Genomic DNA, 15,392 nt, shown 5'->3' on the forward strand with positions numbered 1-15,392 from the left:
GGCTAGACGCCGTCCAGCACGCAAAGGGCCAGCGCCCGGAAGGTGTCGCCGCGGGCAAGCACGGCGCCTACATCCACCTGCGCCGGGTCCCCTCCGCGCACCTCCGCGTCCAGCAGCGCCAGGACGCGCCCCGCCGCCAGCGAGGCCGGCACGGCGCGGAAGGCCGCCACCGCCGCCGCTTCCATGGCCGGCACCGGACCGGGACGGGCCAGCTTGACGCCGTCCTCACCCAGCGCCAGCGCCAGCGCGCACAGGTAACTCAGCTCGGAGGCGCCGAAGCAGGACAGCGCGCCCGCGCCCAGCACCAGCACGTCGCCGCTGGCCAGGTACGCCTCCACCCCGCCCACCGGGTCCACCACGAGTCGCAGCGAGCCCGCGCCCAGCGAGGCCAGGACGGGACGAAGCGCCGCGGCGAGCCGGGGCAGGCGCTCGGCCGTCACCGGCACCGCGCCGGCGGGTACCGGGTGCTCGAAGCCCGAGGGCACCGGCAGCGTGGACACCGGGGCCTGAGGCGCCGCCGCGTCGCTGGAGGACAGGGCCGCGCCCACGCCGTCCGCGCGCTGCGAGTCCTCCGTCCGGCCCAGCGCCCGCAGGGCCTCCGCGTAGAGCGTCCACCCATCCACGTCCAGCGGGTGCTCCCGGAGCAGGTGCGGCCAGATGCGGACGGCCAGGGACACGCCCTCGGGCACCGTGGAGAGGTGCTCGGCGGCCATGCGGGTGACTTCAGGGGACAGCTCGCCGGCATCGAAGAGGCGCGCGGCGAGCCGGGCTCCGGGCGACACCAACTGCGCGTCCAGGTAGCCGCGGAGAATGGCCTCCAGCACCGCGGGCTCGTCGGTGAGCCGCTCGCGCAGGCGCAGGGCCTCGCCGGTGAGGCCGCGCTCCTCCGCCAACCTCGCACGGCGGGCCAGCCGTTCGTCCGTCTCCGGCAGCCGCTCGAGCTGCGCGGCCGCGTCCGCCACCATGCCCAGGGCCTCGTAGGCGTCCGCCAGCCGCTCGCGGTAGGTGTTGCCGGACTCCGCGCCCGCGGCCTGCTCCACCCGCTCCACCAGCGACACGAAGACAGCGGGCTCCTCGCCCAGGTCCACCAGCGACAACAGGTGCCGCAGGGAATGGAGCTGCGCGGGGTCGTCCTTCAGGGCCTGTTCGAAGGCCTCGCGCGCCTCGGGCAGTTGCTCCAGCGGACTGAGCAGCAACTCGCCGCGCTCCAGGTGCAGGACGGCGCGAGCCACCGCGTCCGACTCTTCGCCTGCCAGCTGCGACAGCGTGCGCACGCAGGCCTCGTAGCGGCCCAGCTCCAGCTCCAGCGCGTAACGCTCGCGCAAGAGCGCCTTGCGCCGCGAGGGCCAGCCGTCCGCCGCCATGGCCAGCGCTTCCACGCGCACCGTGCCCGGCTGCGCATGCACTTGCGTCAGCACCGCCTCCGCCAGCACCTCCGGGAGCTTCTCCAGGGTGGGCAGCAACAGCGTCAGACGGGCCGCGAAGCCCGGCTCGGGCGCCAGCTCTTCCAGCGCGCGCAGGCGAGGCAGCACCGAGGCCGCCGCCGAGCGGAGCACCTCATCGCGCAGCGCCACCGCGAACGCGGCGTCACGCGCGGCGGACAGGCCCGCGAGCTCCAGCAACCCTTCCGCGTCGCCTTCCGCGCGCAAGCCATCCGCCAGGGCCGAGGCATGCGCGGGGTCCGCGTCCGCCAGCGCGGCCAGGGCCCACAGCGCCTCGCGCGTGCGCGCCGTGTCGCCCGCCTGCGCGGCCATGGCCAGCGCGTCGGTCAGGTCGCCCGAGGCCATGGCGGGCGCGAAGCCCACTTCCAGCGCGCGAGCGAAGGCCCCCAGCCGGCCGAAGCGCTCGGCCAGCTCCGAGGGCGCGAGCATGTCCGATGCCTCGGTGGCGATGCGCTCGAACACCTCCAGCGCCTCACCGTGCTCTCCCGCCTTCTCCCAGAGGCCCGCGGCCTCCAGCAGCAGCGGGGGGCGCTCCTCCGGCGCCGCCAGCCGCGCGGCCTGAAGCAGCGCCCGCGCCGCGCGGGGCGCCTCGCCCGACGCGCGGTACAGGTGGGCCACCCGCAGGGCGGCGTCGACGTCCGGCTCCACCGACGCGGCGTCCTTCGCCGCCTTCAGCGCCTCCGGCAATTGTCCGGCGGCCTCGAAGCCCCGCGCGGCCGCCATCAGCAGCACCTGCCGCTCGCGGCCCGAGGCCAGCTCCGCGCGCGCCACCTGCACCTCGGCGCGACGGGCGGGGGCGTCCTTCAGCAGCGGCTCGAGGGATTCCAGCGCGTCCGCGTAACCCGCGCCCGAGGCGCCACGCGCGGCCACTTCCTCCAGTGCCTCGCGCGCCACGTCCACGCGGCCCGCGTCACGCGCGAGCGCGGCCAGCTCCAGCCGCAGCACCGCGGACTCGTCGGCGTCCTCGACGCGCGGCACCAGCCGCTCCAGCGCCTCCAGCAGCCGCGTGGAGTCGCCCCGCTGACGCAGGCCCATCACCAGTGCCTGGAGCGCGGTGAGGTCCTCCGGCGCGGCCTCCGCAGCGCGCTGGGTCAGCGTCCACGCCGCGTCTTCATCCGCCAGCGAGCTGGAGGCCACCGACGCGGCGGCCAACAGCAGCTCCGCGGCGCGACGGCCACCCGCCGCCTCCGCGCCCGAGGCGTACACGTCCAGCAGGTCGCCATGACGTCCCAGGGCGTGCAGCCCCGCCACGGCCCGGTCGATGACGGACGCATCCGCGGGACGCAGGCGCGCCAGCGGCAACAGCGCGTCGATGGCGTCCTTCGGGTCGTCGAAGAGGTCCGCCGCGCGGCGGTAGAGCACCTCGGCGGTGGCGGCGTCCTCCGCATGGCGCGCCAGTTGGAGCGACGCCCGGTAGAGGCCCGGCGCGTTGCCCGTGCGCGAGTGCACCTCGGCCAGGAGCGACAGCGCCTCTCGGCCGCGCTCGCCTTCCGGCTCCAGCGCCACCACGGACTCGAAGGCATCCGCCGCGTCGTGGAACGCGCCCGCGCCGAGCGAGGCATGGCCCAACCGCAGCCAGGTCCGCGTGCGCACCGGCACCGGCAGCGCGTCCCCGCCCACGTCCAGCAGGCGGCGGTCGTAGGGGCGCGCGGCGACGGGGCCTCCACCCTTCGCGGCCAGCTCGGCGCGCGCGGACAGGGCGTCGACGTCGTCCCCCGCCAGGGAGAGGTATTCGTCGAAGGCCTCCGCGGCCAGCAGCGCCTCGCCCGCGTCCAGCAGTCGGGATGCGCGCTCGCGCAGCAGCGGCAGGGCCTCCGACGTGGACAGGGCCGCGGCGCGCTGGGACAGCAGGTCCGCCAGCCTGCGCACGTCACCGGCCGCGCGCTCACGCACGCGCTCGAAGGCCTCCGCGCTCGCGGGGCTCAGCTCGAAGGCCTGGTCCTCGCACAGCAGCGCCCGCTCGCGGGCACCGGCCGCGCGGAAGGCACGGGCGGCGGACAGGTAGCTCTCCGCGGCGCCCGCGGCTTCCTGGCGCTGCGCCCTGCGCAGCATCAGCTCGGCGAGTGCCTGATGGTCCTCGGCCTCCTCCAGGAAGGCGAGGTGCCGAGCGAAGACGGGCTCGCGGAACGGGTCCGCCTCCAGCAGCACCGCGTCGAACTCCGCGGCGTCCGCGTGGCGCTTCACCTCGTGCAGCAGCTCCGCCGCCTGCGCGGTGAGCTCCAGGTCGTCCGGGCGCGCGCCACGCGCCGCGATGAAGGCCGCGGCGGCGGACTCCGGGCGCCCTGCCCGGTCGCGGTACAGCACGGCGGCGCGCAGGAACAGCTCCGCGCGACGGGCCGCGTCGGGCTCGCCTTCCGCGCACTCCTCGTACCAGGCCGCCAGCTCCGCCAGCCGGCCGTCGCTCTCCAGGAGCTTCTCCAGCAGGCCCTCGGCCTCCGTCAGCGCCCGGTCCTTGCGCAGCGCCGAGCGCAGCAACTCCTCGGCCTTCGCCACGTCTGACAGCACGCCCAGGTTCAGCCGCGCCAGCCGCAGCAACACGGCCGCGGCCTCGCCCGCGTCATCCAGCAGCGGCAGCGCGCGCTCCAGCCAACGCGCCTCGGCCTCCGCGTCGTCGCGACGCTCGGCCAGCGCCGCGCCCAGCTTCGCCGTGCCCAGGTCCACGGCCAGGGCAAAGGCGCGCTCCAGCGCGACCTCGGCGCCGGCGGGGTCCAGCTTCACGTCGCGCAGCAGCTTCGCCCGGTAGCGTTCGCACGCCGCGGCCTCGGACTGTTGCCCCCGCGCCTCCAGCAAGTCGCGCGCATCCGCCAGCGCCCGCAGTGCGTCGTCCGCGCGGCCCAGGTCGACCGCGAGCCGGGCCTCTTCCTGATAGGCCTCGAGCGCCGCGTCCGGGTCCCCTGCCTCGAGGCTGAGGGTGGCCACCTGGCGCAGCTCGGTGAGCAGCTCCACGGTGCGGCCGGTCTCCCGGTGCAGCGCCGCCAACCGGCGACGCAGCGGCAGCGGCTCCGACGCCAGCGACGCGGCGCGCGCCAGCAGCGAGGCCGCCACACCCGCGTCCGCGAGCACCTCGCGGGCCCGCGCCGACAGCTCGACGAGCCGCTGCACGGTGTCCTCGGACGGAGCCAATGCGTGCGCGTGGGTGACGCGCACCTCGAAGGCGCCGCGCGGGTCCTCCTTCTCCAGCAGCGCGGCCAGACGCATGACGGCGGCCTCGCACAGGGGCCGCTCCACGAGCAGCTTCCGGTACGCGGCCACCGCGCGCTTCGTCTCTCCGGTCTGCTCGGCCAGCTCCGCCAGGCGCAGCCATGCGGACTCCGCGGCCTCCGGAGCGCTCCGGAAATCCGCGGCGGCGGCGAGTGCGTCTTGCAGCGGCAGCGCCTCGATGACGGCGCCGCGCAGGTAGAGCAACTCCGCCAGCGACGCCAGCTCCGGCCCCTGCGCGGGGACCAGCGCGTGGGCCTTGCGCGCCAGCTTCAGCGCCTTGTCCAGGTCGTGTGCGCCGCGCGCGTAACCCGCGCCCTCACGCAGCAGCAGCGCCGCGTCGTGCGCGGTGGCGTTCTCCGCCGCGGTCTCCAGCAGCGCCGCGGCCTCACGCAGCTCCCCACGCTCCGCCACCAGCGAGACGAGGCGACGGCGAACGGCGGCGTCAGACGGGGACAGGCGCAGCGCCTGCCGCAGCGCGGCCTCCGCGGGCACCGGCTGCGACAGCCGGTCCAGGTAGAGGCTGGCCAGCTCGGCGTACATCGCGGCCGCCTCGGCGGGCGCGACGTGGGGGGCCTCGGTGGCGAGCAGCTCGGCCAGCGCGGCCCAGTCCTCCCGGGTCCGCAGCACGCGCTGGAGCGCGGCGGTGGCCTGCGCGTGCCGCGGGGCCAGCGCGAGCGCTGCCTCCAGGCTCTGCCCCGCGTCCTCCATGCGGCCGCTGGACTCCAGCAGCGCGGCGCGCGCCAGCAGTGCCTCCACGCGACGAGGCGCGGGTCCCTGGAGGGCCGCCTCGGCGAGCGCGGCGGCCTCGTCCTCCGGCTGACCATCACGGCGCGCCAGCTCGGCGAGGGAGAAGAAGGCGTCACACCGCTCCGCCGCGGACAGCTCCAGTCCGATGGCCGCGCCCAGGGCCTCGCGCGCGAGGGCGCGCTCGTCCTTCTCCACCAGCGTGGCGGACAGGGCCAGCAGCCGCTCGCGAGCGCGGGTGGCGAGGTTGGCGTCGGCGGACACGGCGCGGCGCCACACGTCCAGCTCCGCGGCCTCGTCGCCCGACTCGCGCGCCAGCTCCGTCAGCGCGAGCAGCAGCGATGCGGGACGACGAGAACCCTTCGCGGCCTCCGAGAAGTCGTCGCGCGCGGCGGACACCCGGCCCGCGGCGCGGTGAAGCACGGCGCGCCGGGCCAGCAACTCCGCGCGCGCCTCGCCCGAGGCGGCGGCCACGAGTGTGCTCAGCAACTCCAGCCGCTCCGTCTCCTCTTCCGGCGTGCCGGTGCCGGGCGGAGGCAGCAGGTCCAGCAGCGACTGCGCCGCCCAGGTGTCCTGCGGTTCCTCCAGGCGCAGGCTGCGCAGCGCGTCCACCGCGGTGGTGGCGCGCCCCAGGCCCAGCGACAGCTCCGCCAGTTCGCGGCGAGCGGCGCGGCGGGGCTCGCCGGACAGGCGCGGCCACAACTCCACCAGCAGGTCCGCCAGGGCCTCGCGCGCCCCCGCCTTGCGGTGCAGCGACGCCAGCTCCACCCGGGCGTCCAGGTCTTCCGGCGCGCGGGCGCTGTACTCGGCCAGCAGGCGGCGGGCGGCATCCGTGCGGCTCGCGCGCACCGCCGCGGTGGCGGCCTTGCGCGTCAGGGCCACGCGCTCACTCTCGCGAGGCGCGTCGCCGTCCGCGGGCGGCAGGGCCAGCACCGCCTCGAAGTCCTCCAAGGCGGCGCGTGCATCCGTAGGCAGGCGCAGCTCGCCCCGGCGCTGGCGCGCGGGCGCGTAGCTCGCGTCACGCTCCAGGGCGTCGGCGAGGAAGGCCTCCTCGCGGCTGGTCCCCGCGGCGAGCAGCGAGGCGCGGAACAGCAGCTTCGCGCCAGCGCGGGCTTCGGGCATCAGCGCGGCGCGGCGCGCGTACAGGCGCGCGGCCTCCAGCTTCTCGCCTCGCTCCAGCTCCAGCTCGGCCAGCGACTCCAACACCTCGGCGGCCAGCGGGCCCTCGGGGTCCGCCTCCAGCGCGGCCGTCAGGCGCATCAGCGCCGCGGCGTTCTCGCCTCGCTCGAGCAGCGCGCGAGCGCTCTGGAGGAACAGCGGCGCGGCCTCCTCGGCGCGGTCGGCGCCCATCAGCGCCTGGGCGCGGCTGGCCCACAGCTCGGCCAGCGCCTGCGACTCCCCGGCCTCCGTGTAGAGCGCCTCCAGGCGCGCGGCCAGGGCATCATCCAGCCGGCGCAGCGGGAAGGCCTGCGCGTAGGCGGCGATGGCGCCTTCGCGGTCCCCCAGCATCTCGCACGCGCGACCCAACCGGGAACGCACGTCCGCCAGCTTCTCCGGCGCCGCCGTGCGAGGCAGCGTGGACAGCAAGCTCTCCAGCGCGCGCCGCGCATGCTCGGGGCGCTCGCAGCGCAGCGACAGGTCCGCCAGGTCCAGCAGCACCGCGGCGTCCGGCGCCAGCCGCGCGGCCTTCTCCAGCGCCACCAGCGCGTCACCCACGCGGCCCAGCCGGGCCTCCAGCACTCCGGCCAGCTCACGCAGCGCCGCCGCGGCCAGCCGCTTGTCGCCCTGCGCCTCGGCCACCCGCGCGCGCACCTCCAGCGCGTCGGCGAGCCCCGCCATGTCGGCGCGCTTGCGCTGCAACGCGCACAGCTCGCCCAGCGCGGGCAGGTCATCCGGCTCGGCGCGCAGCACTTCCTGGAGCGCGTGAACGGCCAGGTCCAAATCGAAGGCCAGGTCGCGCGCGGCCACCGCGAGCCGGCGGTACTTCTGCGCGCGCTCCTTCAGGTCCGTGGCGAGCCGCGCCAGCGAAGACAGGCACCGCGTCAGCAGCGCGCCGTCACGCCGGGCCTCGGCCAGCGCCAGCAACGACTCCAGCGCGGGCCGGTGGTCGCCATCCGCCTCCAACGCCAGCAGGAGCAACCGCTCCGCCTTCTCCGGCTGTTGCAGCTTGCCCCGGTACAGCTCGCCCGCCTCGGCCCAGGCCGCCGCGCGCTTGCCAGGGGCGTCCTGGAGCGCCGCGGCCTTCTCCAACGCCTCCGCCAGCTCCTGCGAGCGGCCGGTGGCGCGGAAGTACGGAATCAGCTCCTCCAGCGCCACCGAGTCGCGCGGATCCAACGCCAGCGCGGACTCCAGGTGCTCCCGCGCGCGCGCCGGGTCACCCAGCCGCGTGCGGTACAGCCGCGCCAGGGCGTGGTGGCTGGCGTGCGCGGCGTGCCGCACCCCTTCCGAGCGCGGCGCCGGCCCCGCCAGCTCCAGCGCCTGCTGGTAGCCCGCGAGCGCCTCCTGCAACCGGCCCAGCCCCTCCGCCACCCGGGCGGCGGCGAACAGCGGCTCCGGCTCACCGGGCAGCAGCGACACCGCCTCACGGAAGCGCAGCAGCGCGTTCTCCGGCTGCTTCAGGCCTTCGTCCCACACGCGGCCGGCCATCAGGTCGGCATGGCCCACCCGGTCCAGTTCGTGGCGGCCCATGGCCACCTCACGCAGACGGTCCAGGGCCTTGAGCGCGCGCAGGTGCTCACCGCCGCGGTGGCACAGCTCGCCGAGCAGCAGCAGCGCGTCCGGATGGTCTGGCGCCAGCCGCAGCGCGGCCTCGCAGTGCAGGCGCGCGCCGGCGATGTCGTCTTCCGTCTGCGCGCACAGCCGGGCCAGGTGCACGTGCGCATCGGCGGCCTCGGCCGGGTCGCGAGCGAGCGCCGCCAACCGGCGATAGGCCCGCACCGCGCCCGCCCTGTCACGGGCCTGGTCGGACGCACGCGCCAGCGCCTTGAGCGAAGGCAGGTGGTCGGGCTTGAGCCCCAGCAGCTCATGAAGCGCCTTCACCGCCACCTGGGGCGCGGTGTCGCGCGAGCAGCGGGCGGCGGCCTCGGCGGCGAAGAAGGCCGCGGCCTCCTCCGAGGTCCGGCGCGCGAGCGCGCACAGCGCCAGGTAGCGCTCGGCGGCGCGGGCACCTTCGCCCCGGCGCTCGCGCACTACGGCCTCGCCCCAGAGCGACGCGGGGCTGCGGTCCCTGCGGCGTTGCAGCGTCGCCGCCACGTCCAGCGCCAGGTCATGCGCCTGCGGGTCCGCCACCATTAGCGACAGCAGCCGCTCGGCGGCGAAGGGGTGCGCGTCCTGCGCATCACCGGCCTGGAGATACGCCTGACGCGCGTCGGCCAGCCGGCCCTGCGCGATGAGTCCTTCGGCGTCCGCGAAGGCGCGCGCACCTTCCAGTGCGAGCAGTAGCTCCTCGTCCGGTGGCGACGGCGGCGGCAGTCCTCCCGCGGAGAAGCGCAGGCGCAGGCCCGTGCTGGAGACCTCCGCGGCCGACAGGCGCGCGGTGTCCAGCGTCGGCATCTTGTAGCCGCGGCTGACCGCCGCCAGTTGGCACAGCGCGGGCAGCACGCGCGTGGAGAAACCCGTGGCCCCGCGGACCTCGACATCCGGCACCAGCGCCAGCGCGCCCACGGCCGCGGACAAGAGCCCCGGCACCTGCACGGACGGCGTGGAGGAGAAGCCGTAGAGGCGCACGTCGTAGAGGTAGACGGCGAGCCGCTCCCCATCCGCGTCGAACGCCACCTTGAAGGTGAAGGGCGTGTGCTCCGGCGCCGGCAGCCGTCCCTGGCCTTCGAGGTAGCCGGGCCGGAAGTGCAGGCGCAGGTCCTCGATGCCGGCCAGACGCCCGGCCAGCTCCGCCACCCGGCGCGTCACCAGGTCCGCGTCGACGGACAGCTCGAGGAAGCCGAAGTGCAGCTTCTTGCGCTGGTAGCGCGTGGCGCCGGCGCTGACGTTGAAGGGGAAGCTGACGTCCGGAATCTGGAGCGCGAAGTCGGAGATGCGCAGTCCCGGCAGGACCTCCAGCGCCGGGAAACCCACGAACGCCCTGCGGTCCAGCAGGCGCAATTCGGGGGCGGCGGCGCGCGCATCCAGCGCCGTGGCGGGCTTAGGAGAATCGCTTTCGGTAGCCATCGCGGGAGCAGGGACGTTAGCACGGGGTCCAAGCCCTCGAAATTTCTGGCAAACCCCCGCTTGTGGGGCAAGCAACGAGACGTGATGGCTCCCCGAATCCTGGGTGAAGGAACGGGCTGCACGCTGGACCGAAGTCGGACAAGATGCGCCCCGCGTGCTGGCCCCTGACTCCCTTGTCCTCGACGGTCGCTTCCGGGTTCTCCGTCCGCTGGGCTCGGGCGGAATGGGTGAGGTCTACCTTGGTGAACAGGTCTCCCTGGGCCGCAAGGTGGCCATCAAGGTCCTGCACCATGACCTCCACGCCCAGGCCGGCATGGCGGAGCGCTTCAAGCGCGAGGCGCGCCTCCTCTCCGCCGTGGAGCACCCGGCCGTGGTGCGCATCGTCGACTTCGGCGAGTCCGGCGACCACGCCTGCCTGGTCATGGAGTTCGTCGAAGGTGAGAGCCTGTACGACGTGCTCACGCCGGGTCCCATGCCCCCGGGCCGCGCGCTGCCCCTGCTCCAGCAGTTGGCGGAGGGCCTGGCCGCCATCCACGACAAGGGCATCATCCACCGCGACCTGAAGCCGGAGAACGTCTTCATCTCCAAGAGCGCCCGGGGCGAGCAAGCCCGGCTCCTGGACTTCGGCATCGCCCGGTTGGTGGAGCCAGACGCCGCCAGCAGCGTCAGCCAGATTGGCGTGGTGCTGGGCACGCCGGAGTACCTGTCGCCAGAGCAGGCCGTGGGCGCGAAGGTGGACACGCGCAGCGACCTGTACTCGTTCGGCGTGCTGACCTACCGCGTGCTGTCCGGACGGCTCCCCTTCGACGGGCCCCTGCCGCGCAACTTCCTGTCGCAGCACGCCTCCGCCGCGCCGCTGCCGCTGGACCGCGCGGCCCCCTCGCTGTCGCGCTATGTGGGCCTGCTGTCGCTGGTGATGCGCCTGCTGGAGAAGGACGCGAGCAAGCGTCCTCAGAGCGCGCACGAACTGGCCGACGCGCTGGCCGCGGCGCACTCCGCCCTCTCCGCCTTCACGCCCGGCCTGGGCACCCCTGCCTACGTCCCGCAGCCGGGAAGTGGCGCCACGCCCTCCTCGGGCACGTCGGTGTTCGGCACCGGGAGTGCCACGGGGAACAGCTCGGGACCCACGGGCACGGCGGCCTTCGCGGGAGCCGCTGCGGCGCCGCAGGCGAGCAGTGGTACTGCCGCGTTCGGTGTGGCCTCCAGCGGCGGCTCGGCCTCGGGCGCCCTGCCGGCGGCCTCCCCGCGCACGGGGACGGCGTCCTTCGGACTGAAGTCCTCCGGCGGCGTGGCCGCGGTGACGGGCGGCAACGCGTCGGTGGTGAAGCCGCAGAACCTCACGGTGATGCTCACCGACATCCAGGGCTTCACCGAACGCACCAGCCGGCAGACGCACGAAGAGAACGCGCGGATGCTGGAGACGCACGACAAGCTGCTGATGCCCCTGGTGAAGGAGCACGACGGGCGGCTGGTCCAGAAGCGCGGGGACGCGTTGCTGGTGGTGTTCCGCTCCCCCACCGCGGGCGTGCTGTGCGGCATGGCCATGCAGGATCGGCTGTGGCGGCACAACCAGACGGTGCCGGAAGTGGACCGCCTCAACGTGCGCGTCTGCCTGCACGCGGGCGAGGTGCTCGCCACGCCGGACTCCGTGCTGGGCGAGCCCATGGAGGTCATCGAGGCCGTGGAGCATGTCGCCAGCGCGGGTGAGGTCACCTTCACCGAAGCGGTGAACCTGGCACGCAACCGCGCGGAGGTCACCGCCGAGCCCTGCGGCGCCATCACCCTCCCCGGCCGAGACGAGCAACTCCAGCTCTACCGCTGCCAGCGCGCCTCGGAGGGCCCGCCCTTTGGAGACCGCTTCGCCTCGCAAGGCAGCCGGGGCAACGCGCTCGCGCCCCTGCTGGCGAAGCTCCAGGCCGTGAAGCTGCCCACCGGCCTGGGGGAGCTGCTGCGTCAGCGGCGGCGCGAGGCGGCGCTGGTCACCGGCGCGGTGGTGCTCCTGGGCGCTGGCGCCGCGTGGCTGAGCCACCGCAACGACGCCGGCACCCGGGCCTTCGCGCTGCTGGAGGATGGGAAGCTGACCGAAGCCCTGGCGCTGATGGACGCCGCCACCGACGAGGAGAAGGAACTGCCCTCGCTGAAGCGCGCGCGCGTGGCGGCGCACCATGCCAAGGGACACCACATCAGCGAACGGACCGCGCTCAGCCACCTGAAGGAGGAGGAGCTCGAGGACGTGGAGCCGCTCATCCTCGACGGCCTGGCGGAGGACTACGGCAAGGAGCCGCTCACCGTCCTGGGGAATGCCCTGGCCCGGTTCCCGAAGGACCGCTTGCGCGCCCACTACGAGGACCTGGCCGAGGAGGCGTACTCCCTGCGCCAGTGGGGCGCGCTGCGCTACCTGGAGTTCATGAAGGCCGCGGACGGGGTGAACCTGGTTCGCGCCTATAGCGAGGCGCTGAACTCCCCGGACTGCGACATCCGCACCCAGGCCGCCAACCGTCTCGCGGGCCTGGGTGACGCGGATGCCATCCCCGCACTGGAGCGCGTCACCGCGCTCCCCAAGGCGAAGGGCCTCCTGGGCAGCAAGGACTGCGGCCACGAAGCAGCGGCGATTGCCATCAAGTCACTCAAGCAGAAGAGCGACTGACTCCGGCAGTCCTTGAGGTGAGGGCCAGTGGGATGACTCCCTCCTAGCTCAGTTGGATAAAGCGGCGGTTTCCTACCCCTTGAAGGGCCTCTCGGCCCTCGGGTGATGCTCAAATTGATGGGGTTCACGGAAACTTGAGTGTGCCCTCGCGCCACGCCTTGAGCGCGTACTCCGCTCGTGTCCGGATACGCCCTGGACGGGCAGCAAACTCCAACAGAACAGGCGCCCCCTGCTCTGGAGCGAACTCAAGCGCGTGTGCAGCAGCACAGGAACGGACATTCTCATCCTCGCTCTTCAACAGCGGGAGGAGATGGGGGGCCGCCGCTCGACTCCGGAGTTCACGGTAGGCACTTGCAATCCTGTCGTGAGCCCGATTGGCAGCACGATGATTCGCAGCGGCCAGCGCCTGTCCGTAGGCTACCGCCGCCTGCTCGTACTCTTGGACGAGGTCATCGATGCTCGCCCCTTGGATGTTGCGCATGCTCATGGAACGACTCCGTAGTCCTGGAGGATCTTCAAGCCGAACTCGCGCTGAGTCTGGAAGGGCTGACCACTCAGCCACTGCCGCACGGTTTGTCCACCAGAGAGGAGAGGATCTTTCGACGAGTAATACGCGCTGATTTGCCGGTGAATCCCTTCGTCGATGGCGATCACGTTCTCGGTGTTGTGAAGGGCGTGAGGACCGAATCGCTCCACGTTGCCCGGTGTCTGCTCGACGATGTGGTGCCAGTTCTTGCCGGGTCCCGCCGAGCCCAAGGCACTCTTGAGGCCGCTGAACGAGCCCCAGAACCTGAAGCCGGCAGGACTGACTCCCGCTGCGGCGCCGCTCAAGCCCTGGGCCGTCATGGCGACCGCCGTAACGGGCAGGGAGACGACGACGGTGCTTCCTTCAACGGCTACCGCACTCACCTGTCCGACGTTCGTAAGGCTGATGCCTACCCGTGAGGCCCCGGCCGCCGCAGCCTCCGTGAAGCTGGGCAACATCGACAGCCGCGAGGCCAGCCACGCGGCGCCCCCAGTCATGCCATGACTCACCACCACGGTGACCGCGAGCACGAAGACGCGCGCCACCTCCGGGCCCACCCGGTTGGCGAAGCGATGCCCCGCCTGCTCCAGTTCAACCCACGTCTTCGCCCTGTCCGTGGCCCGCTTCAGCTCCCGGCTCGCGTCCACCACCTCCAGGAACGTCTCCACGCCCAGGTAGATGAGCAGGACCGCCGAGACGATGGCCGCCGCCTTGGTGAACACCGGCTCGGGATTGGCCGCCAGCACGACCCAGGTGACGAGCCCCGTCGCGATGACAGTGAAGAAGAGCTGGGGTGCCAGGGTCTTCTCCACTGCCCGGGCGATGCTCTCCTTGAGGGGCTCCAGCGACAGGCCCAGGGCCACACCCAGCTTGTCCCACTCGCCCAGGCCAGGCCCGATGTCGAGCAGGGAGAGGCAGTGCCCCCTGCGCTGACCGGGCTCGCAGAGGCCGCCAAAGCTCTTGCGCATCAGACGCTGCCAGCGGGCGTCAGCACTGTTTCCGGGGTGGGAGGCGCGCACCAGCAAGCCTTGCTGGGGAGCACGGAGCGCAAGGGGCACCTCCAGCACCAGCCGCGCCAGCGCCTCCTCGAATGCTTCTGCGTCCACCTTCACGGACTTGTCCGAGGAGGACGGCCTGTACTCCAGGGGCGGGCCCTGCCCCGTGTCGAGGCGGATGGCACGCGGGGTGGAGCACGCAGCGAGGAGGGCGAAGAGCAGGACCGTGACGCCCAGACGAGTTGCCATGAGACGCCTTCCAGCGCGAGGAAGGCTCCAGGCTACGGAAAGGCCGTGTCGGTGTCCCCGCTATCAGTCATCCCGCCGTGCGTGCCCCTTCTTCTTGCCGCGCCCGCGCCCGCGCCGGTCGTCATCGTCGTCGTCGTCCCAGTCATGTCGGCGGGCCTTCACCTTCTCATCCACCCGCAGGAGGCTGCGCGAGTACGCATCGAAGTCCAGGTGCAGGTGGCCCTTCGCCCTCCGCGTGGAGGCATGGAACTTCACCCGCCACACGTCCCGCCCCTTGCGGTCCGCGTCCTTCAGGCGGCACTCATAGCCACGCGAGCGGCATTGGTTGAAGCCCAGGTCCACCGCTTCCCTGTACGTCATCGCCACCGGACGATGCGGAGGAGGCGGTGGACGCGGAGAGGGTGAGCGGGTGTGCAGGACACAACCCGAAGCGAGCAGCAGACAGCCAATGACAAGGGCGAGTCGCATGCCACCCATGACGCATCAGCGCGGCCCATCTTCAAAGCCACTCAGGGTATGAGCCAGACACTGGAAAGTTACAGCCCTTCAGGCGACGCGAAGGCCGCGAACAGCTCGCCCGCAAGATAGGCCCGCGAGCCCTTCGCGGCGGGACGGATGTAGTCGTTGACCACGGGCCCGCCCTGCTCCAGCTGGTGCCTCGACGGGAAGGACAGGTTCAGCCGGCCTCGCGCGACGCCCTTGCCGCCCCGGTGGATGAAGGTGACGGTGCCATGGGCATCCACGGCCTCCACCACACCAATGTGTGTCATCCCGTCGTTGCGGCGGCCATCGCGGTTGCGGTCATACGTCTCACGGAAGAAGACGAGGTCTCCGGGACGCGGCGGCTGGTGGTGGACAGAGCCGACATCCACCGCGCGGCGGAAGATGGCGGAGACGGCGTTCTCTCCCGCGCGAAAACCGTGCGCCACCAGGTCGATGCCAGCGGAGCGGTACGCCAGGCGCACGAAGCCGGAGCAGTCATCCGGGACGCCGCGGCTGACTCGGCGCAGGCTGCGCATGCCCACGAGCTGGAGGGAGCGCTGAACGATGGAGCGCGACATCTGCGTGGGCGCGAGCACCACGTCCCAGAACCGGCCGGTGGTGCTGGCGGGCCCCGTCACCTGCTCGGCCGCTCGCAGCGTGGCCTCCAGCACGCCCGCGCTCACCCACTGCGTCGCCACCCCCGTGGGCGCCGCTTCGGCGGTCCCCAGCTCCACCGCCGTGACGGGCACCGGCACCGGCGCCGCGAGGCCTCCTGGCGCGGCCACCGTCACCGCTTCCGTCGTGGCGACGGGCTCCGTGGGGCGTGGCTTCACGGTGGCACACCCCACGAGCACGCTGAGGGGGAAGACGGCAAGGAGTGGAAGGCGGAGCGACATGAGGGGCCGCATTCAAGACCACCTCCCAGGCCGTCCGCCAAGAAC

At 73.5% G+C, this 15,392-nt stretch carries 6 protein-coding genes; 1 reads left to right on the top strand and 5 read right to left on the bottom strand.

The features are described from left to right. Positions 1 to 2 precede the first annotated feature (2 nt). Positions 3 to 9,551, bottom strand: a complete 9,549-nt coding sequence (locus FL344_RS02880; protein ID WP_141617424.1) for a flagellar hook-length control protein FliK — start codon at positions 9,549 to 9,551, stop codon at positions 3 to 5. Between the two features lie 223 nt (positions 9,552 to 9,774). Between FL344_RS02880 and FL344_RS02885 the strand changes: the two genes are divergently transcribed. After that, positions 9,775 to 12,198, top strand: a complete 2,424-nt coding sequence (locus FL344_RS02885) for a protein kinase (protein ID WP_255508164.1) — start codon at positions 9,775 to 9,777, stop codon at positions 12,196 to 12,198. A 124-nt stretch (positions 12,199 to 12,322) separates the two neighbouring features. Here FL344_RS02885 and FL344_RS02890 read toward each other — a convergent pair whose 3' ends face one another. The 4 genes from FL344_RS02890 to FL344_RS02905 all read right to left on the bottom strand — a co-directional run bounded on the left by FL344_RS02890 (position 12,323) and on the right by FL344_RS02905 (position 15,359). Then, entirely contained in the window at positions 12,323 to 12,685 is a 363-nt protein-coding gene (locus FL344_RS02890; protein WP_141617426.1) for a DUF2019 domain-containing protein, read from the bottom strand. Then, positions 12,682 to 13,968 carry a hypothetical protein gene (locus FL344_RS02895; RefSeq protein ID WP_141617427.1) on the bottom strand — a complete coding sequence of 429 codons (1,287 nt, stop codon included), beginning with the start codon at positions 13,966 to 13,968 and terminating at the stop codon, positions 12,682 to 12,684. Before FL344_RS02895 ends, FL344_RS02890 begins: the two co-directional genes overlap by 4 nt. Before the next feature lie 63 nt (positions 13,969 to 14,031). Then, on the bottom strand, positions 14,032 to 14,436 hold the full coding sequence (locus tag FL344_RS02900; RefSeq protein ID WP_228564733.1) for a hypothetical protein: 405 nt from the start codon (positions 14,434 to 14,436) through the stop codon (positions 14,032 to 14,034). Positions 14,437 to 14,504: 68 nt separating this feature from the next. After that, positions 14,505 to 15,359: a CHAP domain-containing protein gene (locus tag FL344_RS02905; RefSeq protein ID WP_141617429.1), complete on the bottom strand. Its 855-nt coding sequence runs from the start codon at positions 15,357 to 15,359 to the stop codon at positions 14,505 to 14,507. Positions 15,360 to 15,392: the final 33 nt, after the last annotated feature.

The sequence above is a fragment of the Myxococcus sp. AB036A genome (assembly GCF_006547355.1).
Taxonomy (GTDB): Bacteria; Myxococcota; Myxococcia; order Myxococcales; family Myxococcaceae; genus Myxococcus; species Myxococcus virescens.